This is a genomic window from Microvirga arabica (assembly GCF_016811235.1).
GTDB classification, from domain to species: Bacteria; Pseudomonadota; Alphaproteobacteria; order Rhizobiales; family Beijerinckiaceae; genus Microvirga; species Microvirga arabica.
This window is the reverse complement of sequence record NZ_JAFBID010000035.1, coordinates 19,274-45,133: the sequence shown is the minus strand read 5'-3', so window position 1 is coordinate 45,133 and position 25,860 is coordinate 19,274. Positions and strand designations below refer to the sequence as shown.

General features: G+C 62.8%; 22 protein-coding genes and 2 tRNA genes. 14 read left to right on the top strand and 10 right to left on the bottom strand.

Annotated elements, in window-relative coordinates; translation table 11 throughout:
- Positions 1–227 precede the first annotated feature (227 nt).
- From lon to JQC81_RS17550, 3 genes are all read left to right on the top strand, one after another.
- Positions 228–2,654: an endopeptidase La gene (gene lon, locus JQC81_RS17560; protein WP_203273083.1), complete on the top strand. Its 2,427-nt coding sequence runs from the start codon at positions 228–230 to the stop codon at positions 2,652–2,654.
- A gap of 194 nt (positions 2,655–2,848) precedes the next feature.
- The gene (locus JQC81_RS17555) at positions 2,849–3,127 is read left to right on the top strand and encodes an HU family DNA-binding protein (protein ID WP_152716198.1); all 279 of its coding nucleotides are present in this window, start codon (positions 2,849–2,851) and stop codon (positions 3,125–3,127) included.
- Positions 3,128–3,208: 81 nt separating this feature from the next.
- A tRNA-Val gene (locus tag JQC81_RS17550) sits at positions 3,209–3,284 on the top strand.
- Between the two features lie 37 nt (positions 3,285–3,321).
- On the opposite strand, the gene JQC81_RS17545 is transcribed toward JQC81_RS17550, so the two are convergent.
- The 4 genes from JQC81_RS17545 to JQC81_RS17530 all read right to left on the bottom strand — a co-directional run bounded on the left by JQC81_RS17545 (position 3,322) and on the right by JQC81_RS17530 (position 5,608).
- Positions 3,322–3,900: a DUF1003 domain-containing protein gene (locus JQC81_RS17545; RefSeq protein ID WP_203273082.1), complete on the bottom strand. Its 579-nt coding sequence runs from the start codon at positions 3,898–3,900 to the stop codon at positions 3,322–3,324.
- A 237-nt stretch (positions 3,901–4,137) separates the two neighbouring features.
- Entirely contained in the window at positions 4,138–4,758 is a 621-nt protein-coding gene (locus tag JQC81_RS17540) for a DUF4142 domain-containing protein (protein WP_203273081.1), read from the bottom strand.
- Between the two features lie 250 nt (positions 4,759–5,008).
- Positions 5,009–5,086, bottom strand: a tRNA-Pro gene (locus JQC81_RS17535).
- 99 nt (positions 5,087–5,185) lie between these two features.
- Positions 5,186–5,608 (bottom strand): DUF2141 domain-containing protein, encoded by a 423-nt coding sequence (locus tag JQC81_RS17530; protein WP_203273080.1) that lies wholly within the window; start codon positions 5,606–5,608, stop codon positions 5,186–5,188.
- A gap of 273 nt (positions 5,609–5,881) precedes the next feature.
- On the opposite strand from JQC81_RS17530, the gene JQC81_RS17525 reads away from it, so the two are divergent.
- Positions 5,882–6,790, top strand: coding sequence for an ABC transporter ATP-binding protein (locus JQC81_RS17525; RefSeq protein ID WP_203273079.1), 909 nt, complete (start codon positions 5,882–5,884; stop codon positions 6,788–6,790).
- The gene (locus JQC81_RS17520) at positions 6,787–7,992 is read left to right on the top strand and encodes an ABC transporter permease (protein WP_203273078.1); all 1,206 of its coding nucleotides are present in this window, start codon (positions 6,787–6,789) and stop codon (positions 7,990–7,992) included. Before JQC81_RS17525 ends, JQC81_RS17520 begins: the two co-directional genes overlap by 4 nt.
- Before the next feature lie 16 nt (positions 7,993–8,008).
- On the opposite strand, the gene JQC81_RS17515 is transcribed toward JQC81_RS17520, so the two are convergent.
- Together JQC81_RS17515 and JQC81_RS17510 are read right to left on the bottom strand one after the other, a co-directional pair.
- A complete protein-coding gene (locus JQC81_RS17515) occupies positions 8,009–10,405 on the bottom strand; it encodes an AI-2E family transporter (RefSeq protein WP_246520500.1) in 2,397 nt (798 codons plus the stop codon).
- Positions 10,406–10,557: 152 nt separating this feature from the next.
- Positions 10,558–11,529, bottom strand: a complete 972-nt coding sequence (locus JQC81_RS17510; protein ID WP_203273076.1) for a threonine ammonia-lyase — start codon at positions 11,527–11,529, stop codon at positions 10,558–10,560.
- 158 nt (positions 11,530–11,687) lie between these two features.
- Between JQC81_RS17510 and argE the strand changes: the two genes are divergently transcribed.
- From argE to JQC81_RS17475, 7 genes are all read left to right on the top strand, one after another.
- On the top strand, positions 11,688–12,842 hold the full coding sequence (argE, locus tag JQC81_RS17505; RefSeq protein WP_203273075.1) for an acetylornithine deacetylase: 1,155 nt from the start codon (positions 11,688–11,690) through the stop codon (positions 12,840–12,842).
- Positions 12,843–12,994: 152 nt separating this feature from the next.
- Complete coding sequence (locus JQC81_RS17500; protein ID WP_203273074.1) at positions 12,995–14,593, top strand: ABC transporter substrate-binding protein; 1,599 nt, start codon at positions 12,995–12,997, stop codon at positions 14,591–14,593.
- 105 nt (positions 14,594–14,698) lie between these two features.
- Complete coding sequence (locus JQC81_RS17495; protein WP_183450509.1) at positions 14,699–15,679, top strand: ABC transporter permease; 981 nt, start codon at positions 14,699–14,701, stop codon at positions 15,677–15,679.
- Positions 15,680–15,689: 10 nt separating this feature from the next.
- Positions 15,690–16,646 carry an ABC transporter permease gene (locus tag JQC81_RS17490; protein ID WP_203273073.1) on the top strand — a complete coding sequence of 319 codons (957 nt, stop codon included), beginning with the start codon at positions 15,690–15,692 and terminating at the stop codon, positions 16,644–16,646.
- Between the two features lie 14 nt (positions 16,647–16,660).
- A complete protein-coding gene (locus JQC81_RS17485; protein ID WP_203273072.1) occupies positions 16,661–17,653 on the top strand; it encodes an ABC transporter ATP-binding protein in 993 nt (330 codons plus the stop codon).
- A complete protein-coding gene (locus JQC81_RS17480; RefSeq protein ID WP_203273071.1) occupies positions 17,650–18,654 on the top strand; it encodes an ABC transporter ATP-binding protein in 1,005 nt (334 codons plus the stop codon). The genes JQC81_RS17485 and JQC81_RS17480 overlap by 4 nt, the downstream gene beginning before the upstream one ends.
- A 511-nt stretch (positions 18,655–19,165) precedes the next feature.
- Positions 19,166–19,603 (top strand): hypothetical protein, encoded by a 438-nt coding sequence (locus JQC81_RS17475; protein ID WP_203273070.1) that lies wholly within the window; start codon positions 19,166–19,168, stop codon positions 19,601–19,603.
- Between the two features lie 122 nt (positions 19,604–19,725).
- Here JQC81_RS17475 and JQC81_RS17470 read toward each other — a convergent pair whose 3' ends face one another.
- A complete protein-coding gene (locus JQC81_RS17470; protein ID WP_203273069.1) occupies positions 19,726–22,002 on the bottom strand; it encodes a CDC48 family AAA ATPase in 2,277 nt (758 codons plus the stop codon).
- Between the two features lie 178 nt (positions 22,003–22,180).
- Positions 22,181–22,687, bottom strand: coding sequence for an HlyD family secretion protein (locus JQC81_RS17465; RefSeq protein ID WP_203273068.1), 507 nt, complete (start codon positions 22,685–22,687; stop codon positions 22,181–22,183).
- A 151-nt stretch (positions 22,688–22,838) separates the two neighbouring features.
- Between JQC81_RS17465 and JQC81_RS17460 the strand changes: the two genes are divergently transcribed.
- On the top strand, positions 22,839–23,582 hold the full coding sequence (locus tag JQC81_RS17460) for an extensin-like domain-containing protein (protein WP_203273067.1): 744 nt from the start codon (positions 22,839–22,841) through the stop codon (positions 23,580–23,582).
- A 63-nt stretch (positions 23,583–23,645) separates the two neighbouring features.
- Entirely contained in the window at positions 23,646–24,632 is a 987-nt protein-coding gene (locus JQC81_RS17455) for a L,D-transpeptidase family protein (RefSeq protein WP_203273066.1), read from the top strand.
- A gap of 25 nt (positions 24,633–24,657) precedes the next feature.
- On the opposite strand, the gene JQC81_RS17450 is transcribed toward JQC81_RS17455, so the two are convergent.
- Positions 24,658–24,933 carry a hypothetical protein gene (locus JQC81_RS17450; RefSeq protein ID WP_203273065.1) on the bottom strand — a complete coding sequence of 92 codons (276 nt, stop codon included), beginning with the start codon at positions 24,931–24,933 and terminating at the stop codon, positions 24,658–24,660.
- A gap of 179 nt (positions 24,934–25,112) precedes the next feature.
- The gene (locus JQC81_RS17445) at positions 25,113–25,526 is read right to left on the bottom strand and encodes a BA14K family protein (RefSeq protein ID WP_203273064.1); all 414 of its coding nucleotides are present in this window, start codon (positions 25,524–25,526) and stop codon (positions 25,113–25,115) included.
- Positions 25,527–25,860 lie beyond the last annotated feature (334 nt).

Below are 25,860 nucleotides of genomic sequence, written 5' to 3'. Positions count from 1 at the left end.
TGGCTCGGGGGCTCACTCATGAACCCAACCGTTGCGGGCGATCTTCTTGAAAGGAAGGGCCCGCAACGCCACATTATCTCTTGCGCCGGAGTTGTCTGCTCATCGCCCGAGGGAGGGCCCGGCGTACCGGATGCAGCCCATAACAAGAGCCTGAGCATTCCGGTTATCCGTCTGAGGTCCAGCTCATGCGAGGGGATCCCTGGACGCAGTGAAAAGGAAGTCGTCACATGACACAATCGAAGCCACGTCAGCCTGTTGTTCCAGGCTCGACCGGAACCTATGCGGTTCTGCCTCTGCGCGACATTGTTGTCTTTCCGCACATGATCGTGCCGCTCTTCGTCGGCCGCGAAAAGTCGATCCGCGCGCTTGAGGAGGTGGTCAAGGGGGACCGTCATATCCTTCTGGCAACCCAGATCGATGCGACGGATGACGATCCGGCAACGGATGCGATCTACAAGGTCGGTACCCTGGCCAACGTGCTTCAGCTTCTGAAGCTGCCCGACGGCACCGTGAAGGTGCTGGTTGAGGGCGCAAGCCGGGCCCAGGTGAAGACCTATACCCGCACGGAAGAGTATTACGAGGCCGAGGCCGAGGCTCTGCCCGACTCGCTCGGTGACCAGGTGGAGGCCGAGGCGCTTGCCCGCTCCGTGGTGTCCGAGTTCGAGAACTACGTGAAGCTCAACAAGAAGGTGTCGCCCGAGGTCGTGACCGCGGTGACTCAGATCGACGAGCCGGCCAAGCTCGCCGACACCATCGCTTCGCACCTCGCCATCAAGATCGCCGACAAGCAGGCGATCCTGGAGACCCCGACCGTCGCTCAGCGCCTGGAGAAGGTGCTCGGCATGATGGAGAGCGAGATCTCGGTTCTCCAGGTTGAGAAGCGGATCCGCACCCGCGTGAAGCGTCAGATGGAGAAGACGCAGCGCGAGTACTACCTCAACGAGCAGATGAAGGCGATCCAGAAGGAGCTCGGCGACGACGAAGGTCGCGACGAGCTGGCCGAGCTCGAGGAGAAGATCGAGAAGACCAAGTTCACGAAGGAAGCCCGCGAGAAGGCGATGGGCGAGCTCAAGAAGCTCCGCCAGATGTCGCCCATGTCGGCGGAAGCCACCGTTGTGCGCAACTATCTCGACTGGCTGCTCGGGATCCCGTGGAACCGCCGCTCGAAGATGAAGAAGGACCTGAAGGCCGCCCAGGATCTGCTCGATGCGGATCACTACGGCCTCGAGAAGGTCAAGGAGCGCATCGTCGAGTACCTGGCCGTGCAGCAGCGCGCCAACAAGCTCACGGGCCCGATCCTCTGCCTCGTCGGTCCTCCCGGCGTGGGCAAGACCTCGCTCGGCAAGTCGATCGCCAAGGCCACAGGCCGCGAGTTCGTGCGCATGTCGCTCGGCGGCGTCCGTGACGAGTCCGAGATCCGCGGCCACCGCCGGACCTATATCGGCTCGATGCCCGGCAAGATCATCCAGTCGATGCGCAAGGCCAAGACGTCCAACCCGCTCATCCTGCTCGATGAGATCGACAAGATGGGCATGGACTTCCGCGGCGACCCGTCGGCAGCCCTGCTCGAGGTTCTCGACCCTGAGCAGAACTCGACCTTCAATGACCATTACCTGGAGGTCGATTACGATCTGTCCAACGTGATGTTCGTGACCACGGCCAACACGCTCAACATTCCCGGCCCGCTCCTCGACCGTATGGAGGTGATCCGCATCGCGGGTTACACCGAGGAGGAGAAGGCCGAGATTGCCCGCACCCACCTGATCCCGTCCTCCATGCAGAAGCATGGTCTGGCCGAGAAGGAGTGGAAGATCGGCGACGAGGCTCTCCTCATGCTGATCCGCCGCTACACCCGCGAGGCGGGCGTGCGTAACCTTGAGCGCGAACTGGCCAATCTCATCCGGAAGGCCGTGAAGGAGATCCTGATCTCCAAGGTCAAGTCGGTGGAGGTCACGACCGCCAACCTGCCGGAGTTCCTCGGACCCCCGCGCTATCGCTACGGCGAGGCCGAGACCGAGGACATGGTCGGCGCGGTCACGGGTCTGGCCTGGACCGAGGTCGGCGGCGAGCTGTTGACGATCGAAGGCATCATGATGCCGGGCAAGGGCAAGATGACCGTCACGGGCAATCTGCGTGACGTGATGAAGGAGTCGATCTCGGCTGCGGCGTCCTATGTCCGCTCCCGGGCCGTCGATTTCGGTGTCGAGCCGCCCATGTTCGACCGTCGCGACATCCACGTGCACGTGCCGGAAGGCGCAACGCCCAAGGATGGTCCGTCCGCCGGTATCGCTATGGCGACAGCCATCGTGTCCGTCATCACGGGTATCCCGGTTCGCCGCGATATCGCCATGACGGGCGAGGTCACGCTGCGGGGCAGGGTGCTGCCCATCGGCGGGCTGAAGGAGAAGCTCCTGGCGGCGCTTCGCGGCGGGATTAAAAAGGTCTTGATCCCCGAGGAGAACGCCAAGGACTTGGCCGACATCCCGGCGAGCGTGAAGAACGGCCTGGAGATCGTGCCGGTCTCCATGATGGATCAGGTTCTCCAGCATGCCCTCGTGCGCACGCCTGAGCCGATCGAATGGGACGAGGCCTCGGTTCTCAAGGGTCCGAAGCCTGCCGTCGAGGACGACTCGGCCGGGGTTGTGGCTCACTAAAGCCTAAGCCTGACGTAACGACAGGGGCCTCCGAACGTGAGTTCGGGGGCTTCTTTTTGGGAAAATATGGCAAAAATCGGCTGAAATCAGCCACTTCGGGGTTGCCTACGGATAAGCTTTGCGCCAAACGGGTTGTCCCTGAAACGGTGGACCATTTCCTTTTGCGGCTGCCGTGATCACTGGAGGATAAGACTATGAATAAAGGCGAGCTCGTTGCGGCCATCGCCGATAAGGTGGGCCTTTCGCGTGGCCAGGCTGGTGATGCGATCGACGCCGCCATCGAGGCGATCACCGGCGCTCTGAAGAAGGGCGACGAGGTCAAGATCGTCGGCTTCGGCACGTTCGTGGTGACCAACCGCGCCGCCGGCGAGGCGCGTAACCCGCGCACCGGCGAAAAGGTCAAGGTTCCCGCTTCCAAGACCCCGAAGTTCCGCGCAGGCGCCGGCCTGAAGGACGCTGTGAACGCGAAGTAATCGCTTTTTGGCGGTGTTTGCATGTGATGAGGGCCAACGGCGCTTGCGTTGTTGGCCTTCTGTTTTTATGTCAGGCCTGTCGGGCGGTTAGCTCAGCTGGTAGAGCATCGGTTTTACACACCGCAGGTCGGGGGTTCGATCCCCTCACCGCCCACCATTCCCCATTGATTGCCTGGTTTTCCTGAAGCGTCTCTCTACGGTGAGCCGTTCTCTCCGTCCCTGGTCAGCCGGTCGAGCACCTTCTCCGGGGCAACATGCCGCTCCAGTTCCTCAAGGCTGGGATCGTTCGCCTCCTGGATGCCCAGATGCTCGGCGATGGCGCGGGTCAGGGTCAAAAGCCTTGTGATTTCATGTTCCGAGAGAAGGTTGGTCTGAAGGTCCAACTCGGAGCGCCGGTCCGCTTCTGCGGCTGCGCGATTCTGGCTGATCAGGACGAAGGTGGAGAGAAAGATCGCTTCCACGGACGCGAGGGTCGCGAGGATTACGAAGGTCGGGTCAAAGACCGAAACACCGGGAAGGATGCCCAGATTGGCGGCAACCCACCCGCCGACCAACGCAAGGTGGACGTAGACGAAGGCCATGCTCCCGGTGAAGCGGGTAACGGCCTGAGCGATCCGATCCTGAAGGCTGGCCTTTTTGTCGTCCTCCTGGCGCTTGCGGCGCAGGGCGTCGATGTTCCGCTCCAACACGGAGGTGAAGCCGGGCGGTTGGGCCGGAGGCGTGCTCGGGCTTCCTGTCGGAACCCCTTCCCGTTGTTTCAGGCTGCTCTGCATGCCAGCACCGTTCCATCTCTCGCCAAGCGGCAGCATGGAAAACGGCTGGTACTCTGAAGAAGTTCACTGAAGGCGAGGAGGGGAATGCCGGCTCGAACCATGGGTTGGAACGCCGCACCCTGCTTATGAAACATTTGGTTTCTGTCCGTGTTTGGACAAGATCCCTCCAAGGATGCTCCTGAGACCTAAACCCGCTCCAGTGAAGGCTGGAGCGGGCTTTTTCTGTCGGCTGGCGCCTTAGCGCATGGTCTTCTGCATCTCTTCAAGCATGGCGATGTGCTCGCGGATGTGCCCGCGGGCCATCTTGGCGACGTTCATGTGCTCGCGGTTCTGCGGGTTGGCCTGCAGATAGCGCTCCTGGACCTGCAGCAGGTCGCGGTGGCCTTGGAGCTGTGCCTCCAGGTACATCTTGTCGAACTCCGCGCCGGCCTGCTGGTTCTGCATCTTCTGCATCATGTCGCGGGCGCTGGCATCCATCTGCATCGCCGGCATGGCCGACTGGCCGGACTGGCTGGCCGCCGATCCCGTGGCGGCGGTGGCGCCCGGGTCCATCATAGAGCGCAGGACCTCCGACAGGGTGGTCTGCTCCTGGACCTCGAAATTCGCGAACTTCTTGAGATCCTCATTGCGGAGCTTGTTCATGGCCATGCGGCTGGATTCCAGCGCCACCATGCCGAGCTGCATGGTCTGCTGCATGTGCTGCATGTCCGCCTGGCTCATCTGAGCGCCGGTCCGGTTCATCGGCATGTTGCCCGACGAGCCTGACGGCATGGTGGACGAAGAGCTGCCCGTCTGGGCGAGGGCAGGGGCAACGATAAGCGCGGCGGCCAAGCCGCCGAGAAGGGCACGTCGATCCATTCATATCTCCTGCTGAACATCCCGGCTCGGCCGCGACACGCCAGGGAAGCGCTCGACTCTGGGCCGCCGTTGCGATGCGAACGTCATCAGGGCTGCTTGGGTTTCAGCTCGGCCGCACGGGAATCAACGGCTTGTCGAAGAGCGAAATGGGGAGTGGCCGAAATCGGAGAGGAGAATGTGGAGGCAAGCCAGCAGAGTGTTTTCAGGCGATTGCTCTGATGACCTCTGTACAGGGTCTCTATTTGAAAAATGGTCGGAGCGAGAGGATTTGAACCTCCGACCCCTAGTCCCCCAGACTAGTGCGCTAACCGGGCTGCGCTACGCTCCGACGCCTTTAACGGCCTGCTTCAATTAGCTCCGGCGCTTGCACTGTGCAACCCCTGAATTTCACTTTGGTGCCGGCGTACGGGACCAAAGGGAGAAAAGCCTATCGTGCCAGCGGTGAGCGGGAGATCCGAACTCTCGTGAGGGTCGGGCCGGCAACGCTGATGCGCGCAGCTTCGAATGAGGGTGGGGCCGTGCGGCCTGTGCCGTTGCTGAAGCCGTAGGGCTCGAGGGGCAGCCCTCTTTGATCCCGGTCGAGGTTGGTGTTGCCGTTCGTGTCCTGGAAGACGGCAATCGCGTAGGATCCCTCAGGAACATCGGGGAACGCGACCTGAAACTCCGTCGCCGGGGGCTGAATGGTCTGGCTGTAGCGGCAGGAGCCGAAATCCAGCGACCCGGAGCAGATACCGACCAGGACGGGACCCTGGCCAGGAACGGCGCCCTCCACCTGCACGGTCAGCGGAGCTGCCTCCGCCCCAGTGATGAACAGAAGACCAGCAATCATTCCAATGGTTGACCGAAGCATGGATATTGCCCCTCATTGAAGCGTGCGGCCGGTACGGCCGGACAGGACAAACTTGGCGCTTGTCCTCAGAAATGCGAGAGCCCCCGGCACGTCCGGCGATCACATCGATGCGTGCTCTCTTCCCGAAACCGGAATCGGAGCTAGGTTCCTGGACGTGAGGCAGCATGCCCGCCATTGCCGGCTTTTCGGGAGGAGACAGCCATCCCTGCGCGTCAGAACCTGTCGACGATGATCGAGCCGGCGCCTGCACTCCCGGCGCCAACGATTGCAGTCTTGAGCGAGGTTCATGTTCGCCTGGGTGCACGCGAGGTTCTGCGGGGATTGAACCTGTCCCTGAAGCAGGGCGAGATCTATTCGCTGCTCGGACGCAATGGGACGGGCAAGACCACCCTGATGCGGCTCCTGACGGGACAGCTTCGGCCAGCATCCGGCGATGTGCGGGTGTTCGGAGGCGATCCTAGTCGGGAGGCTGCGCCGCGGCGGATGATGAGCCTGGTTCCGCAGGACATCGCCCTCTATCCGCGGCTGACGGTCCGGGAGAACCTGGAAATCATGGCCGGAATGGCAGGGTTGCCGAAGCGCGATATTCCCTCGCGGGTCGAGGAAGCCATGGCCCTAGTGCAGGTGGAGGGCCGGCAACGCGATCTGATGGATCATCTTTCAGGCGGTTACAAGCGCCGAGCCAACATCGCCGCAGCCCTGCTGACGCGGCCTCGCGTTCTGCTGCTGGACGAGCCCACCGTCGGGGTAGACATTGAAGCTCGCCTTTCGCTGCACAGGACCTTGAGGCATCTGCGGGATGAGGGCGCGTCAATCCTGCTGACAACCCACGACCTTGACGAGGCCAAGTCGCTGGCCGACCGGATCGGCGTTCTCGCATCCGGCCGGATGGCCGAGGAGGGGCCTGTCAGCGACATTCTCCGTCGCATGTTCGGAGACAGGCGCGAGGTGGTCGTGACCTTGAGCCGGGAGCCGGGCGAAACGGTGAAGAGCGTTCTCGAACGATTGGGGCTGGCGTCGACGGAAAACCCGCTCGAATGGACGTCGTGGTCGGCAGGTGTTGAAGGTTTCGGATCCCTGCCGGCTGCGCTCCGGCGGCATGACATCGACCTGAACGAGATCCGCCTGCGCGAGCCGGGGCTGGAGCACGTGCTGGCTCATGTGGAAGGCATGCACTCATGATCTTCCCGGCGGCCCGCGTCATGTTCCTGACCCTGCTCCGGGATCGCGGCGCGCTGGCCATGGCGTTCGTGCTGCCGCCGCTCATTTTTGTGATCTTTGCGGCGATCTTTTCATCCGCCGGCGGGGATCAGCTGAGGCTTCATGTGGGCATCGCCGATCTGGCCCGAACCCCGACGACGACGCAACTGGTCCAGGTGCTCCGGCAGGAGCCGACCCTGCGCGTCACGCACAGTGACGATGCCACCGCCGAGAGCGTGCGCGGGCTAGTCAAGGACGGCGCCGTCGATCTGGGGCTCATCCTCAGGACGGATCTCAATGAACGCGGAGCCGGTGCTCCCGTCCTGCTCATCACTCACGAGGCGCGGGCGATTGCCGGTGCCATCATGGCAGGCCACCTGCAGCGGCTGTTGGCAGTTCATATGCCCGACGTTGCTTTCGCCCAGGTGCTGGCCGACCTGGAGGCCATCGGGGGCATCACTTCCGAGCAGCGAGTCTGGATCGACGAGACGTTCAAGGAGAAGGCGGACGAGACGCGCAACGACCCGCGCATGCGTGACGCAGGTCTGGTCGCCAGCGAATCCGCCCTGCCACAGAATGCCGGTTGGGCGGTATCCTATTATGCCGGTGCCGTCGCGGTGATGTTCCTGCTTTTAGCCGCCGTGCAGGGCGCGGTCGGCCTCATTGAGGAACGGCGCCTGGGCGTCTATGACCGCCTGCTCGCGGGGCCAGGCGCCATCGCGACAATTATTGTCGGGAAATTCCTCTTCCTCATAGCGCAGGGGAGCGTGCAGGCGGCTCTGGTTTTCGCCGCGGCCTACCTTCTCTACGGTGTGGATTTCATCGCCTCTTTCGGTCCATGGCTTATGACGACCCTTGCGGTCGCCGCAGCGACGGCGGGCCTTGCCCTGGCACTCTGCGTTGTCTGCTCCTCACGTCAGCAGGCGCAGGTTTTGTCCACCTTCGTGGTGCTCATCCTGTCTGCTGCGGGCGGCAGCATGGTTCCACGCTTCTTCCTGCCGCCCTGGCTGCAGGAGGCCGGGTGGTGGACGCCCAACGCGTGGTCGATCCAAGCCTACTCGTCGGCGCTCACGCCGGGGTCGTCCTTCACGTCACTATGGACCGCCTGTGGCATCCTGATCGCCATGGCGGCAGGCGCGCTGCTATTCAGCCTTGTGATCTCGCTTCGGCGCCGCTCGATCTGACGTTCAGACTCTTCGATCAGGAGGATGCATCCTGTTTCAGTCTTTGCGCTGACGTAGGGGCGGGAGCTCCCTGGTCATCCTGCTTTTGGGAGTTGCGCTCCAGGTCAGCCATGAGGTCATCGGCCATCTGTTGCAGCCTGATGCGATCCTCATCGGAAAACTCACGCGGCTCCATGTCAATGACGCACAGGGAGCCCAGGGCGAGGCCGCTGGAGGTGCGCAAGGGCGCTCCGGCATAGAAGCGAATGCCCTTTTCGAGCACGAGCGGGTTATTCGTGAACCGAGGGTCCTTCGTCACGTCCTCGGATACGATCACCTCATCGGTCGCCACGACATGGCCGCAGACCGATTCCTCGCGGGGAACCTGCCGGCTGGCGTTGAGGTCGGGCGGCAGGCCCTGCGCGCCCGGCATGAGCTGTTGCTCCTCCATGATCATCGACACGAGTGCGATCGGAGCGCCGAACGCTTCGGCAACCCGTTTTGCGACCTCGTCGAAGGAATGGCGGTGCCCTCCGGCAAGGCCCAGGTGCTGCATGGCGGCGAGCCGTTCGTGCTCATTATCGATCGTCGCAGGGGTATGGCTGCTACTCGTATCGGAAGCAGTCTCCTGATGTGCGAGCCACGCACTGACCTGATTGACGCACACGTCGAGCGACAGGATCGCCGCATCGGCGGACATCTGCCGGGCCATATCCTCCGTGTGGGTGCCCTGCGGTGGAGCGTTCCAGCAGCACACGACCAGTTTGACGTGAGGCGCTCGCCGGCGCAGGCGTCGGCAGATATAGCGGGCGAAAACCTGCGGCTGAGGGTGAAGGTATGACAGGCAGACCACCTCCACTCCCGTTAGATCGAGCTGTGCCAAAGCACCCTCGGTCACGGCAATCGGCGGCAGGACTCGGGCTCCGGTTCCGTTCTCCTCAAGAACCTGCGCCAGCATCTCGGCTGCAGCCCGATCGAGCTCCGTCCGTCCTGCGATGCAGAGGATGGGCTTGTTCGGACTGGCTGCAGAGGGCGGGACTTCGTCTGCGCCATCCGCCTCTTGAGAGGACGATGTTTTCTCCCGAACGTGGTCTTCGATCTCCCTCACCACACATATAGCGGTGGTCGCGACCGCGCGCCGGTAGTTGGTGTCGGTGGTGCTGCGCTGGCGATCGTTCTCGGCCAGGCGAAGGGCCGGAATCGCGACGTGATCGTAGAACTCGCGGGAGGAGTGCTCGTCCACGTAATCCTCGGCAATCTCAGTGGCTTCTTCGAGATTTCCCGCCAGCAGCCGCTGGTACAGGCGTTCCTCAGGAGCGAGGACCGGATCGCTGCCGAGGAGAACGCCGAGGAACTCCAGCTGCGGGACGTATCGGCCAATGACTACGAGGCAGACGGTCAAAGGCGTTGCCAGGAACAGCCCGACCGGCCCCCACAGGGTGGTCCAGAAGATCGCCGCCATGATGATAGCGAGCGACGACAGGCCCGTGCTGGAGCCGTAGAGCCAGGGCTCGATGACGTTGTTGCTGATGAGTTCGGCAAGAAGAAACAGCCCGACGACCCAGAGCAGCATCGACCAGCCAGGATCGACCGCGACGGCGAGGGCGATGGGAAAGGTCGCGGCCAGGAAGGGACCCAGATAGGGGATGAAGCGCAGCACCGCCGCCAGCAAGCCCCACAGCACCGCATTGGGAACCCCGATGAAGTAGAGCGCGATCCCTATGGGGATTCCGTAGGTCAGGTTCACGATGAGCTGCATCAGCAGATAGCGGCTGACCCGTGCGGCCGCATCGTTGAGCGCCTGCGTCGTCTTCTGAAGATCGCCGGCGCCTGCGAGCTTGATGAAGCGGTCGCGCAGATCCTCCTGTTCCAGCAGAATGAAGATGACGAAGATGACCACCAGACCGGCGGTGGCCAGCGGCGCGAGGAGCGGGCCGGCAATGGTCTGAATGATTTCAAGCGGCTGGGATTCCGGGCGCTCGAGCCGGACCGTAATAGGCTCCTGTGGGGCAGGAGGACTCCCGAGAGCCGTGCCGGCCTGCTCGGCCGCTTGTTCGGTGGCTTTCTCCGCCCCCGAAATCTCCTTGCTCAGATCCTGAATGGTGGTCGTGACCTTGTCCACGACCCCGCCTCCGGGAGCGGAGGTTTGCAGGGCGCGGATCTTCTCCGTGATCGTCGTCTGATAGCTTGGAAGGTTGTTGGCGAGCTGCACCAACTGGCGGCCGACCACGTAGGTGAGGCCTCCGATCAGGATGAAGGCCAAGGTCACGGCGATCAGCGCGGCAGCGACCCTCGGGAGCCTCAATCGCCGGAGCCTGTTGACCAGGGGAGTCAGCGCAAAGCTGAGGAGAATACCGACGGCGAACGGGATGAAGATATCACGGCCGAAATAAAGCCCGCCGATCGCCAGAACGATACCGCCGGCCGTAAACAACGAAGAGCCTGCAGGCGGTGGACCCGGCTGAGAGGCGGGGAGAGCCGGATCAACCATGCGCGGTACTTTCCAGTTGAGCTGTCCTGCAGACAACTCGGCAGCACCTTGTTGGATCCGATACCCTTAAGCTCCCTCGGGCATGGCTGGCGCGATCAGGCTCCCTTGGTCGCCTGACGCCACCCGTCTAGGTCGTCCAGGGCCAGGTTCGAGCCGCAGACCACGAGGCCGATCACGCTGTCGTCGGGCAGCGAGGGGGCGATGGTTTCAGCCGCCGTCAGCACGCAGGCGGCGGCCGGCTCGCAGAGGAGCTTTTCCTTCTGCAGGAGCCAGCTCACATCGGCAATCACGGGCTCGTCCTCCACGAGGAGAATCTCCTTGAGGAAGAGCTTGGCTCCGGCAACCGTCCTGTGGGTCGCGAACGGTGCGCCAAGCGTTCGGGCAATCGAGGTCGGGCGGATCGTGACCGGCTCACCGGCCTTCAGCGCCTCGGTCATCGTCGGAGCGCCGACGGTTTCAACGCCGTAGACCGTCAGCGAAGGCCGCTTTGCCTTCAGGGCTGCTGCGACGCCGGACATCATGCCGCCGCCGCCGATGGAGACGAACACGTGGGTGAGATCGGGGATGTCTTCAATGAATTCGAGCCCGAGGGTGCCGTGGCCCGCGATGATCGCCGGATCGTCATAGGGATGGACGAACAGCCGCCCTTGGCGCTGATAGTCCTCCGCCTTGGCGAAGGCCTCGGCGGCATCGTCGCAGAGCTCGATGCGTGCACCATACTTCGTCGCGAGATCGACGTTGAAGCGCGGCGTGACCTTCGGCATCAGCACGAGGGCGTCGAGGCCCAGCGTCCCGGCGACGCGCGCGACCGCGATGGCATGGTTGCCGCCTGACACCGTGACCAGTCCGCGACGGCGTTCTTCCTCGCTCAAAGTCATAACCTTGTTGAAGACGCCGCGCACCTTGAACGAACCTGCCAGCTGCAGCGCTTCCATCTTCAAGGCCGTACGCCGCCCGAGCCGCGCCGACACCTCAGCGCTGTCGAAGGCCGGTGTGCGCCGGACGCGTCCGGCGATGCGGCTGCGGGCGGCTTCGATATCGGCAAGCGTGACGTCAAAGGTGGTCATTGTGTCTCCGGCAAGGCGGAAAGGGGAGGAGGGCGGATCATGGTGGCGCGCGGCCTGCCGCGTCAACAGGCAGCCGCCGGTTGACGGGTGATAATTCCGGCTTGACCGGCCGCATCGCGGGATCGGATGCTCACGCCTTTCCTTGGGAGAAGCACGACATGTCCTTATCGTCCCGCGAGATGCTCGCGCGTCTGGTTGCCTTTCCGAGCGTTTCGACGAGCAGCAATCTCGACATCATCAACTTCTGCCGGGATTGGCTCAACAGCCATGGGGTGGAAAGCACCCTCGTGATGAGCCCCGAGGGCGACAAGGCCAACCTCTACGCCAGCATCGGCCCGCAAGTGGAGGGTGGGATTGTGTTCTCCGGCCATACGGACGTGGTGCCGGTGGAGGGGCAGAACTGGACCACCGATCCCTGGACATTGACCGAAAAGAACGGCCGTCTCTACGGGCGCGGCTCGGCCGACATGAAGGGCTTCGACGCGCTGGTGCTGGCTCTTGTGCCCGAGATGGCGAAGATGCCCCTGAAGCGGCCGGTTCATATCGCGCTTTCCTATGACGAGGAGATCGCCTGCCGGGGTGCGCCCTCCATGGTGGACGCCATGGCTCGGTCGCTCCCGAAGCCTGCCGCCGTGATCGTTGGCGAGCCGACCCGCCATGCGGTTGTGACTGGTCACAAGGCTTCCGTGCAGCTGCGCACCCAGGTGACCGGCTATGCGGTCCATTCCAGCCGGATCGACCAAGGGGTGAGCGCTGTCATGAACGCGGCCCGCCTCATCTCCTGGCACGAGGACGTGATGGATGAGAATCGGCGCCGCGCCGATCCGTCCAATCCGTTCGAGCCACCCTACACCACGCTGCATTGCGGCATGGTGGCAGGCGGCAATGCCGCCAACGTGGTGTCGTCCTCCGCATGGTTCTTCAGCGACATCCGGGCGATACCCACCGAGAGCCCACGCGACTACATGGATCGCTACGAAGCCTATATTCGCGACGTCATCGAGCCGCGGATGAAGGCGATCCGCCCAGAGACTGGCGTCGTTGTCGAGCTGATCGCCGAGGTGCCAGGGCTCAGGCCAGAGACCGACGGAGAGGCCGAGCGCCTGATGCGCCGTCACACCGGCGACAACGGCACCCATGTGGTCTCCTACGGCACCGAGGCCGGCATCTTCCAGCGGGCGGGCTGGTCGACGGTGGTCTGCGGCCCCGGCGACATCGCCCAGGCTCACCAGCCGGACGAATATATCGAGATCAGCGAACTGGAATCCGGCGAGCGCTTGCTGCGCCGCATCATTGGGGAGCTCTGTGCCTAATTGGTAAGCAGGGTGGCCCAAGACAGGGCTAGACCGCCGGCCACTTTCCTGCCTAACTTCATGCCCGACGGAAGAGCGGAAACAAAAGCCGAGCTTCCGACAAGAAGAACACCGCGCAAAGACGCGGGGCTTCCAGAGGAGAAAGAGACACGATGACCAAACGTTCGAAATTCCTTGCCGCCACGGTTGCCGTGCTGATGACCGGCGCCGCCCTGCCGGCCATGGCTGTGACCCTGCGCTATGCCAACCAAGGCGACCTCAAGTCGCTCGACCCGTATACCCTCAACGAGACCACCACGATCGCGCATCACGGCCATGTCTATGAGGGTCTCACCAAGCGCGACAAGGATCTCTCCATTATTCCGGGTCTCGCCGAGCGCTGGGAGATCAGCGAAGACGGCATGACTTGGCGCCTCTTCCTGCGCAAGAACGTGAAATTCCATAACGGGAATCCGTTCAATGCCGACGACGTGATCTTCTCAGCCAACCGCGTGCGCGCCCAGGGCTCGAACTTCCAGACCCGCGTGCCGAGCGGCTCCGAGTGGGTGAAGGTCGACGACCACACGGTCGACGTGAAGCTGAAGTCGCCTAACCCGATCATGAATGCCCAGTGGGATACTTGGTACATCATGGACAAGGAGTGGTCGGAGGCGAACAACAGCGTTCAGCCGACCCCCGCCGCCGCGACCACGCCGAGCTACGCCTCGCTGAACGCCAATGGGACCGGCCCATTCAAGATCGAAAGCCACCAGCCCGGCGTGAAGACCGTCTTCAAGCCTCACAAGGAATGGTGGGGCAAGGTCGAGCATAACCTGGATGAGATCGTCTTCACTCCCATCGCATCGGACGCCACCCGCGTGGCTGCGCTACTTTCGGGCGAGGTGGACGTGGTGGAGCCAGTTCCACTGCAGGACGTCCAGCGCGTCAACAGCAGCGCCAATGCGAAGGTGCAAGCGGGCCCCGAGCTGCGCACCATCTTCCTGGGGTTCGACCAGACCCGCGACGAGCTTCTGTTCTCGAACGTGAAGGGCAAAAACCCCTTCAAGGACAAGCGCGTCCGTGAGGCCTTCTATAAGGCCATCGACATCGAGACCATCAAGTCCCGCGTCATGCGCGGCATGGCGACGCCTTCGGCTCTCATGATCGCGCCTCAGATTTTCGCGCTCTCAAAGGATTTCGAGCGCCCGAAGTATGATGTCGAGGCTGCCAAGAAGCTCCTGGCTGATGCGGGTTATCCGAACGGCTTCGAGGTCGGCATGGACTGCCCGAACGACCGCTATGTCAACGACGAGGCGATCTGCCAGGCCGTCGTCGGCATGCTGGCTCGCGCCGGCGTCAAGGTGAACCTGATGGCTCAGCCGAAGGCGCAGTACTTTGGTAAGGTGCTGAAGTCCGGCAACTACAACACCTCGTTCTACCTGCTGGGCTGGACTCCTGGAACCTTTGATAGCCACAACGTGCTGTTCGACATCCAGGGCTGCCGCAATGATCCGAATTCCTCGCGAGGCGAGTCGAATCTCGGCAACTACTGCAACAAGCAGCATGACGAGCTGACGGACAAGATCCTGGTCGAGAGCAACAAGGAGAAGCGCGACCAGATGATCAAGGAAGCCTACAAGATCTCGACCGAAGACTATGCCTACATTCCGCTGCACCAGCAGGCTCTCGCGTGGGGCGTCTCGAACAAGGTGAACCTGGTTCAGCGCGCCGACAATCAGGTGCTGCTCTACTGGGCCCAGAAGAAGGAATAGTCCGCGCCTGATCGCATGTCCCGGGCAGCTCGCTGCCCGGGACAGTTCATTCGAAGGCCCCGGACGAGCAAGTTCGCCCGAGGCGCAGCGATCAAGAGATTGTGCATGTTTGCTTTTGTCATTCGACGTGCCCTCCAGGCTATTGGCGTTCTCCTAGCCGTCGGCATTATTTCGTTTGCTATGTTCCGCTTTGCCGGCGATCCGGTGAACCAGATCGTCTCCCTCGACACCCCCGCGGCTGAGCGGGAGCAGGTCCGCCGCTCTCTCGGCCTCGATGACCCGGTTCCGGTGCAGTTCGCACGTTATCTTTCCAGCGCCGTCCGGGGAGAGTTCGGCGTGTCCTACCAGTTCCGGCAGCCTGTGTCCGATCTGCTGGCCGAGCGCATGCCGGCCACCCTGGAGCTCGCCTTCTGCGCGACCCTTTTCGCAATCGGGTTCGGCGTCCTCATGGGTGTCTATTCAGGCCTCAAACGGGATAGCTTCCTCGCCAAGGTGTTCCAGACGATCTCGCTCATCGGCATCTCGCTGCCAACATTCCTAATCGGCATTCTGCTGATCTATCTCTTTTCCGTCATCCTCGGGTGGCTGCCGTCCTTCGGGCGCGGCGACACGGTTCGCCTGGGCTGGTGGTCGACGGGGCTTCTCACCACCTCGGGTCTGAAGGCTCTGATCATGCCATCGATCACGCTCGGCCTGTTCCAGATGACGCTGATCATGCGCATCGTTCGGGCGGAGATGCTGGAGGTGCTGCGCACCGATTATATCAAGTTCGCACGGGCGAGGGGGCTCACCACCCGGGCGATTCATTTTGGGCACGCGCTCAAGAACACGCTGGTTCCGGTCATCACCATCGTGGGCCTGCAGTTCGGCTCGGTGATCGCCTTTGCGATCATCACGGAGACCGTGTTCCAGTGGCCCGGCATGGGCCTCCTGTTCGTGCAGGCGGTTCAGAACGTCGATATTCCGATCATGGCCGCCTACCTGATGCTGGTGGCGCTCATCTTCGTCCTGATCAACCTCGCCGTCGACATCCTCTACACGATCGTCGATCCCCGCCTGAGAACGTCCATCCGGCAGCCGGCCTGAGGAGGGAACCATGGCAGACGCAATCCAGGCGGCACCCGCGCCGCATTCACCGCCTACCACATGGGCCGGCCGCTTCTTCGACAGCGACGTCTGGGCGAGCTTCAAGCGTTCCAAGCTCACGATGGTGGCCGCCTTTTTGACCGGTCTCTTCATGGCCTCCGCCATCCTGGCAGGGATCCTGTCGCCGCAGGATCCGTTCGATCCCGCGCAGCTGGAGCTCATGAACAGCCGGCTGCCGCCGATTTGGAGCGCCGAAGGGCAGATGCCTTTCGTGCTGGGCACGGACGAGCAGGGCCGGGACATCTTTTCGGCCATTCTCTATGGCCTGCGCATCTCGCTTACGGTGGGCATCCTTGGTGTGGCTCTTTCGGCCACTCTTGGGATCACCCTAGGCCTAATCGCCGGCTATGTGGGAGGCACGACCGACGCCATCATCATGCGCATCGCCGACGTGCAGCTGACCTTTCCGGCAATTCTGATCGCCCTTCTTGTGGACGGTGTGGTTAAAGCCGTCCTCGGAGGTCAACTCAGCGAGATGACGACTCTTTCCGTGCTGGTTTTCTCCATCGGCCTGAGTTTCTGGGTGCAATATGCCCGCACCGTGCGCGGCTCGGTGATGGTGGAGAAGAACAAGGACTACATTGCCGCCGCCCGGCTCATCGGCCTGCCGACCCCGGTGATCATGTTCCGGCATGTTCTGCCGAACGTTCTCGGTCCGGTGCTGGTGATCGCCACCATCAACCTGGCGCTTGCCGTCATCACCGAGGCAACCCTGTCGTTCCTCGGAACCGGCATGCCCGAGACTATGCCGTCCCTCGGCACGCTGATCCGCATCGGCAACAACTACCTGTTCTCCGGCGAATGGTGGATCGTGGCCTTCCCGGGCATTGCGCTCGCCGTTCTCGTGCTCGCCATCAACCTCCTGGGCGATTGGCTGCGCGATGCGCTCAATCCGAAGCTGCGATGAAAGAGGCGACATCCATGGCTCAACCCGTCCTCTCCGTCCGTGACCTGCGCGTCGAGTTCGTCACGCGCCGCGGCATTCTCAAGGCCATCGATGGCATTTCCTTCGACATCGGCAAGGGCGAAGTGCTCGGCGTCGTCGGCGAATCCGGTGCCGGCAAATCGGTGACGGGCTCCGCCGTCATCGGCCTCATCGATCCGCCAGGCCGCATCGCTGGGGGCGAGGTCCTGCTGTCGGGCATGCGCATCGACAATCTGCCGCCCGAGGAGATGCGCCGGGTGCGCGGCAAGCGCATCGGCATGATCTTCCAGGATCCGCTGACCAGCCTCAACCCTCTCTACCGGGTCAGCGAGCAACTCGTCGAGACCATCCGCACCCACACGAACCTCTCCGCTTCCGCCGCGCGCAAGCGCGCCATCGACCTTCTGGCGGAGGTCGGCATCCCGGCGCCGGAGAGGCGGATCGACAGCTATCCGCACGAGTTCTCCGGCGGAATGCGCCAGCGCGTCGTCATCGCGCTCGCCCTGTGTGCGGAGCCGGAGCTTATCATCGCCGACGAGCCGACGACGGCCCTCGACGTCTCCGTGCAGGCGCAGATCATCTCGCTCCTGAAGCGCCTCGGGCGCGAGCACGGCACGGCCATCATGCTCGTCACGCACGACATGGGTGTGATCGCCGAAACCGCCGACCGCGTGGCCGTGATGTATGCGGGCCGCATCGCCGAGATCGGCCCCGTGCGGGACGTCGTGCAGAACCCCTTGCATCCCTATGCCAAGGGGCTCATGGGCGCGATCCCGTCCCTGGAGAGCGAGACGGACCGCCTCGTGCAGATCCCGGGCTCGATGCCGCGCCTGTCAGCCATTCCGCCAGGATGCCCCTTCAATCCGCGCTGCCCCTATGTGTTCGACCGCTGCCGGGTCGAGCGGCCGGAGCCGATCCAGCACAGCGAGCATCGTGTGGCCTGCCATCTCTACGACGAATCTTCCGCCCGATCGGAGGCTGTTGCGTGACCGAGCGTTCCTATGTCGAAGTCAAAGACCTGCGCCGCGAGTTCGACGTCTCAAAGCCTTGGCTCAACCGGGTGCTGGAAGGCGGCGAAAAGCAATTTCTGAAAGCAGTCGACGGCGTCTCCTTCTCCATTGCCAAGGGCGAAACCTTCGCGCTCGTCGGCGAGTCCGGGTCGGGCAAGTCCACGGTAGCCCGCATGGTGGTGGGCTTGCTGCCGCCGACGAATGGCGAGGTGGTGATCGACGGCGTCTCCATGTCCAGCAAGGCCGCTTTGGCCGAACGCCAGCGCCTGCGCCGGCGCATCCAGATGATCTTCCAGGACCCCTATGCCAGCCTCAATCCGCGCTGGCAGGTAGACCGCATTGTGGCCGAGCCGATCCGTGCCTTCCACTTGATCGAGCGGGAGAAGGAGATCGAAGCGCGGGTCGGGGAACTGCTGACGCTGGTCGGGCTCCATCCGGCAGACGGCAAGAAGTACCCGCACGAGTTCTCAGGCGGCCAGCGCCAGCGCGTCGCGATTGCGCGTGCGCTCGCGTCGAATGCGGAATTCATCGTCTGCGACGAGCCGACCTCGGCTCTCGACGTGTCGGTACAGGCGCAGATCCTGAATCTCATGCGCGATCTGCAGGACCGTCTCGGCCTGACCTACCTGCTCATCAGCCACAACCTCGCTGTGGTGCGTCACATGGCGACCCGGATCGGCGTGATGTATCTCGGCCGCATCGTCGAGATCTCCAACGGGCGCGAACTCTTCGCGCAGCCGAAGCATCCCTATACCCGCATGCTCCTCGATGCGGTGCCGGATGTGGGCATGACCGGGCGCCAGCGCATTCCCGTGAGCGGCGAGATCCCGAACCCGATCAGCCCGCCCTCCGGCTGCACCTTCAACCCGCGCTGCCCCTTCGCCAACGAACGCTGCCGGGCTGAGATTCCGCCTCTCCTCGGTGGGGTCGCCTGCCACGCCATTCATGAAGGGCGCTTGGCGGTGGATGCCGCCGCATAGGAGGCAGCGTGCAGGTCGGATCGACAGTGAACCTCGATCCTCTTGGCTGACACCTTCAGCCAAGAGGCTTCCAGCGATCAAAGGAAGAAACGCAATTGAGCCTTGGTGGAAACCGGGCCTTAGGCTCGTTGCCCGTGGTCTGCGCAATACGATGAGCTGGTGTCCCGACCGCGATTAGGCGCGATAGTGCCGGGGTCTTGACGATCTTGATGCATGATATTTCCGTAGATGAAAGCTTGTCATTTCGGCGTATCAGGTAGGGTAAAGTCGCCGAAGTTTAGAATAGATGTAGATTGCCTCCTGCGGTTCCAGCAGCACATATCATTATAAAGCAAAGGTTATCCTGCGATATCGCGAGTATATGCTTGACAGTATCGCGTCTGGCCTCTTGTGAATTGTTCATCACAACTCTGTGGGGATCCGCGGCGCTTGGAAACCAATCGATCCGAGCGCGTTAAGCCTGTGTTCTTATGGCGAGAAGCCATGCCTAAACCAAGCACAGGAGACTTCTATGAAGAGGATCGCACTCATTGCTGGCGCCGGTCTGATGGCCCTTTCCGGGATTGGCTCTGCCGTTGCGCAGCCGGCCTCCGGGACGCCGAATTCCCCGTTCCCGTATGCGGCTCCGCACGAGATCCGCTGGATCAACGGCGTGCCATGCCGCACTGTCTATGACTACAGCTCCAAGTCCAGGATCCCGGTAGCCTGCGCCGGTCCGGTGGCAGGCGTTTCGGCGGCCCCGATGGCCATGGACACTGACGTGGTTGCAACGGGCAGCATCGCTCCTGCTCCCGGCGGCTCCATGATGGGCGCTCCCGTGTCCGGTACTCCGGCTTCGCCGTTCCCCTATGCGGCACCGCATGAGATTCGGACGGTGAATGGAGTTCCGTGCCGCACGGTTCTCGATCCGCAGTCGAACACCCGTGTTCCGGTGGCTTGCGCTCGGTAAATCTTGCACCGTCTCAACAACAGGCGTGGACCTTCGGGTCCACGCCTTTTCTTTGCCTGCCCCATTACGAAAAGTGGCTCATGACCGCGGTGCCACGAGCCCTTTCTGTTCAGACGACCGGGCTACTCGGCAGCCTGCCTGACGGGCAGGAAACCGATGGGTTGGCGCTGCGGTCCTGTCTGCTTGAGGGTGCCGACCAGCTCCTCGTATTCCCGCTCCATCTCAGGTGTGACGGACGGGCGCGTCTCGCGCAGGGACTGCTCGAAATGCGCCATGGTCACGCTCTGCGCCTGAAGCGATTCCCGCAGGGCGAGGAGGCCGGCCCGGCGCGTCAGGTCTTCGAGATCGGCCCCCGTATACCGGTCGGTCCGTTCAGCGATGCTGTCGAGATCAACGTCCGGTCCAAGCGGCATCGCCTTAGTGTGGATGCCAAGGATATGCCGGCGGCCCTTGGCATCGGGAACCGGCACATAGATCAGCTCGTCGAAGCGCCCGGGCCGCAGAAGGGCAGGGTCAATAAGGTTGGGTCTGTTCGTGGCCGCCATTACAACGACCCCCTGCAGTTCCTCAAGCCCGTCCATCTCGGCCAGGATCGTGTTGACCACCCGCTCCGTGACGGCGGGTTCTCCGAGCCCGCCACCGCGCACGGGAGCGAGCGAGTCGATCTCGTCGATGAAAATGACCGTCGGGGCGACCTGGCGGGCACGAGCGAAGAGGCGCGAGACCTGCTGCTCGGACTCGCCATACCACTTCGACAGGAGATCCGAGGATTTAGTCGCCACGAAGTTGGCCTGAGCCTCGCGGGCGACCGCCTTTGCCAGAAGGGTCTTGCCGGTTCCGGGCGGTCCAAAGAGCAGGAAGCCCTTGGCCGGACGAATCCCGAGGCGAAGGAAGGATTCTGGGCTCTTGAGCGGAAGCTCCACGCCCTCGCGCAGACGGATCCGAGCCTCCTCGACACCGCCGATATCGTCCCAGGTCACGTTCGGCACCTGGATCATGATCTCGCGGAGCGCCGACGGTTGGACGCGCTTCATGGCATTCATGAAGTCCTGCCGGTTCACCTGCAGGCTCTCCAGCACGTTTGACGGAATGCCGTCGCGCAGGTTGATGCCGGGCAGGATCCGCCTCAGCGAGTCCATGGCGGCCTCGCGGGACAGCGCCGCCAGATCGGCACCGACGAAGCCGTAGGTGATGCGGGCGATCTCATCGAGATTCACGTCCTCGGCCAAGGGCATGCCGCGGGTGTGAATGCCCATGATTTCCCGGCGCCCCGGTTCGTCCGGCACCCCGATGACGATCTCGCGATCGAAGCGGCCAGGTCGGCGCAAGGCCTCGTCGATGGCCTCGCGCCGGTTCGTCGCGCCGATCACCACGATGTTCTGCCGCGGCTCCAAGCCGTCCATGAGGGTGAGAAGCTGCGCAACGATGCGCCGCTCGACCTCGCCGGTCACCTCCTCGCGCTTGGGCGCAATGCTGTCGATTTCGTCAATGAAGATGATGGCCGGCGCATTCTGCTGCGCCTCCTGGAACACCTGCCGCAGACGCTGTTCCGACTCGCCGTAGTGACGGCCCATGATCTCGGGACCGGCGATGTGGTAGAACTGCGCCTCCGTCTCGTTGGCCACGGCACGCGCCAGCCGTGTCTTGCCGGTGCCGGGCGGGCCGTAGAGCAGCACGCCCTTGGGCGGGTCGATGCCGAGACGCTGGAACAGTTCCGGATGGCGAAGCGGCAGCTCCACCATTTCTCGCAGCTGATCGACCGTGGTGCCGAGCCCGCCGATATCATCATAGGTCACATCGGCACGGCGGGCCTCACGCGGCTCCTCGAATTGCGGACGCAGCTCGATCTCGGTCTCCGCCGTCACGTGCACGATGCCGCGCGGCTGGGTCGTGACGACTACAAGGCGGATTTCCTGCAGACCATAGGCCGGGATGTTGAGCAGTCCTCGCAGTTCCTCCGGCAGGCGCTGATCGGTCGAACGCTGCGAGTACACCGAAGTGGAGATCACGTCGCCGGCCGTGAGCGGGCGCTGATGGAAGGTGCGTTTCAGAGCGTCGCCGGAACCTTGAAGCCGCAGCCCTTTCTGAGCCGGCGCCAGCACGACACGGGTGGCAGGGCGGACATCGGCACGCTTGACCTCCACATGGTCGCCGCTGCCGACACCCGCGTTCACGCGTTGCAGGCCGTCGAGGCGCACGATATTGAGGCCTTCGTCTTCGGCATAAGGTGTGACCGCAATGGCCGTGGTGTGGCGCTTTCCGATGATCTCGACAGCCTGGCCTTCCTGAACGCCGATCTCAGCCAGGGCTTGCCGGCTCATGCGGGCGATGCCTCGCCCGGAATCGTCCGGTCGCGCGTTCGCGACCTGGAGCCGTACATTCTGCCCATCCTCTGCCATGGCTGTCTTCCCATCGTTCCAGTGATCAGTCATGCGATCGCATGGGGAGGAAGGGGCCGGGATTGGGCCTTCCGAGTGCCATGCGTCGGAGGCTCCGCCGGCATTTCTCAGGCAGCGAAACCGCAGGGCCAACGCGATATCCGTGGAATTGTTGCAGGTTTCCCGGCAGGTCGCGGGGTTATGAAGAGGTGTCCCTGGGTGGCGTCCAAAGCCTTCGAAGCGACAGCTCGATTTCGTCATCCGCAGGTGCTGCGCCGTGCAAGACCCGCCCGACAGGCATGAAGGGAGCGATGGTCGGCAGTCCCGGAGATCCATCGGCGCTGCCGTCTCCCGCCTCCCTGGAGGGCGGATCGATCAGCTCCCAGCTGTCGAAGAGATCCATGGTCGAGTGGCCGGGCAGGTCGGGGCCGAGATAGGGGACGATTTCGATCCAGGGGCGGCCCTGTGGCCGCGGGGTGACCTTCGTGACGCGTCCGAAGAAATTCGTCAGAGGGCAGCGGACGAAATCGCCGGGTGCGGGCAGACGTGTTTTCTCGCGCTCAAGGTCGGCCTCTGCCTGTTGAAGCTCGGCCTGCAGACGGACGATCCGCGCCTCGAGTTCGGCAACACGCTTCGTGCAGGCGCTTTCATGCTCCTGGATCAATGTCGAAACCAGCGTAAGGCTCTTGTCCGAACCAACATTCATTATCGGGGATGCCCTCATGGCGGGCCCTCCATTCCTCCTTAGGATTTTGGAGCGTCCCTCCATGAGAACAAGACGCGCAGAAGACTGAGCGGGAACTCAAGCTCGGCGCATGAGGGTTATAGAACTGGAGAGCGGGGAAATCGGAGCTTCGATGTACCGTCGTGGATGCAGGGCAGGTTTGATCGGCGCAGTGATGGCTCTGTGGCCGGTGCTGGCACCAGCCGCCTGGGCACAGGCGCCAACAGCGCCCCTGCCGCCGCCGCGCCCCGACCGGCCGGAAATGCCCGCCTCCGAACCCCGTTCCGAAAACCCACCTCCCGCCGATACTCCTGTCGAAAAGACGGCTTCCGATGACAACAGCGCCCACAGCGCCTGTCTCGACAGGCTCACCAAGCTCGGACTGCGCTTCGAGAAGCGACCTCGCGTTGAGGAGGGGCGGTGCAGCGTCGAGAACCCCGTTCTCCTGTCGTCATTGCCTGGTGGTGTCGAGGTTGCTCCCGCATCGCTCATGGCCTGCCCGGTGGCGCAGAGCCTCGCGCGCTGGATGAGCGAGGTGGTTGCTCCCGAGGCCGAGCGGCAGTTCCAGAGTGCGCCCACCAAGCTCCTGATCGGAACCTCCTATCAATGTCGTGACCAGCGCAATGGCGCCAAGCTCAGCGAGCATGCTCTCGGCAACGGGGTCGATATAATGGGCTTCGAGTTCGCCAAGCGCTCTCCTTTGGCGATTGCCTCGCAGTCCGAGAATTCGCCGGAAGCGACATTTCAGTCTGCGATCCAGAAGGCCGCCTGTCCCATCTTCAACACGGTGCTAGGCCCCGGATCGGACGCCGCTCACGGTGATCACCTCCACCTCGATCTGCGCCAGCGCAAGGGAGACTATCGGATCTGCCAGTAGATTGCGGGAACAGGGTGGGCGATCCGGGCTTTGTCGTTCATGACATCGTCGGTGGAGTCTCCCATGAAGTTGACTGCTTATGCTGCTCTCGGATTTCTGAGCATCCTCGGACCTGCTCTGGCTGCGCCTCAGGGGCTGAATCTGGAAGCGGTGAACGGTGCCGAATGGGCGCCTAAGAGCGACAAGGGCAAGGAGATCGATCCGGCTCTGATCAAAGCTCAAGTCCTGCTCGACCGGGCGCGCTTCTCGCCCGGCGTGATCGACGGACACAACGGCGAGAACCTGCAGAACGCGCTCAAGATCTTCGAGAAGACCAATGAGCTCAAACCGGACGGAGCGCTCGACGAGGAGGCTTGGCGCAAGCTCACACAGACATCGACCGAGCCGGTGCTGACCGAATACACGATCACCGACCAGGATGTGAAAGGCCCGTTTGTCGAGATCCCGGACAAGATGGAGGAACAGGCGAAGCTCGACCGGCTTGCTTATACCAGCCCGGAGGAACTGCTTGCTGAGAAGTTCCACATGGACGTGGACCTGCTCAAGGCCCTGAATCCTGGAAAGTCCTTCGACAAGGCTGGCACGTCCATCGTGGTGTCCAACGTGGACACCAAGGCCAATTCCGGAGAGCCGAAGAAGGTGGCCAAGATCGAGATCGTCAAAAGCGAGAAGGTCTTGCGCGCCATGGCCGAGAATGGTTCGCTCATCGCCGCTTATCCTGCCTCGATCGGCAGCGAGGAGAAGCCGGCGCCGAGTGGTTCTCACACTGTCCGGGCCATCGCAAAGAACCCGAACTACACCTACAACCCGGATTATGCCTTCAAGGGCGTGAAGGCGAAGGAGAAATTCGAGATCAAGCCGGGACCGAACAACCCCGTGGGCAGCACCTGGATTGACCTCTCCATCGAGTCGTTCGGCATCCATGGCACGCCCGAGCCGGAGAAGGTCGGAAAAGCATACTCCCACGGCTGTGTGCGGCTGACCAACTGGGATGTGCAGGAATTGGCCGGGATGGTCGAGAAGGGCACTGCGGTGGAGTTCATCGACTAGCCCGGCGCCCCCAGGCGCGGGAACTTCAGTCGTCGTTGGCTGAGTTGAGCTGGTCCGGCCTCATGCCTTCATCCACTTCCGCATCGTGGGCCTGGACGAGCCATTCCAGTTGCTCCTGGACGAAGCTGGGATCGCTGTGGAAGCGCATGGCGCAGGCGACGAGAAAGATCGCGATCTCCGGCAGGTCGCTGTCACCCATATCCGGAAGGATCAGCTCGAGATCCGTCATGTTGCCGGAGGTCAGGATGGCGGCCTCGGTGGGAGGAATGACGGTGCCGCCGTTATCATTATCTTGAGCCATGAAGCTGTTCCTGAACCTTCCGTTTCGCCGATAGGGATCCCGGCCTTACAGCCTTGCCTGTTGTTCTAAGGCATACCCTTCCGAGGTAAAGGCTCGCAGGCCAGTGAGTCCGGGCATGCAAGCAGAAGCCCTGCGCCAAGGGCTGGCGCAGGGCTCCAGAAGCGTCGGTGTGTATAGAGTTATGGGTAAGTGCAGACGTACCGCATCCCGTTCGAGGCAAGGAATGTTCCGGTCCTCGGGTCATAGGAGCGGTACTTCCGGGCGCAGTAGGCCGCAACCTGCGGATCGACGATGCCGGGAGGCTGGGGAGCGGCCGGCTGAGCCTGGGCCTGGCTGGCGATCGCTCCGGCGATCAAGGCGCCGGCCGCCAGGCCTGCGACGCCCGCCGCAACGGCCGCGCCATTGTCCCGGCGATAGTAGTACCGTTCGCGGTAATAGGGACGGTAGCCGCGCCGATAGTATTGGGAGTAGCTCTCGTTCGGGTAGGCTTGCTCGACCTGGGGCAGGGGGCGGGTCTTGAGAGGGGTTGCGCTGGCGGGAAGGGCGGAGGCCAACATGGCGACACCTACCAAGGCCGCGATGAGTTTACGCATAGTTATCTCCTGTTGGGCCAGAGAGGCCGTCAGCAATCCCATATTGATCAGGCGTTATTATAACTTCTGCGGCCAAGCTTGCAAACCTCGACATGCGGGCTTCCGATAAAGGCTTGAACCGGCATGCTTGGCTTTGCCCCTCATGGTGCCGGAGTCTTAAGAAGCACTCGCCAGACCAAGATTATTATCGAGATTACGCCTCAATATTAAAAATTACTTATTCATCAGCGGTTTTTTATAACAAAAATTTATGACCGGGCGATTTTCATCAACGTTATGCTCCATATCTTTTCTCATTGGTCCTTCTGGATTTTTTGCCGAAATCGGAGAAGAT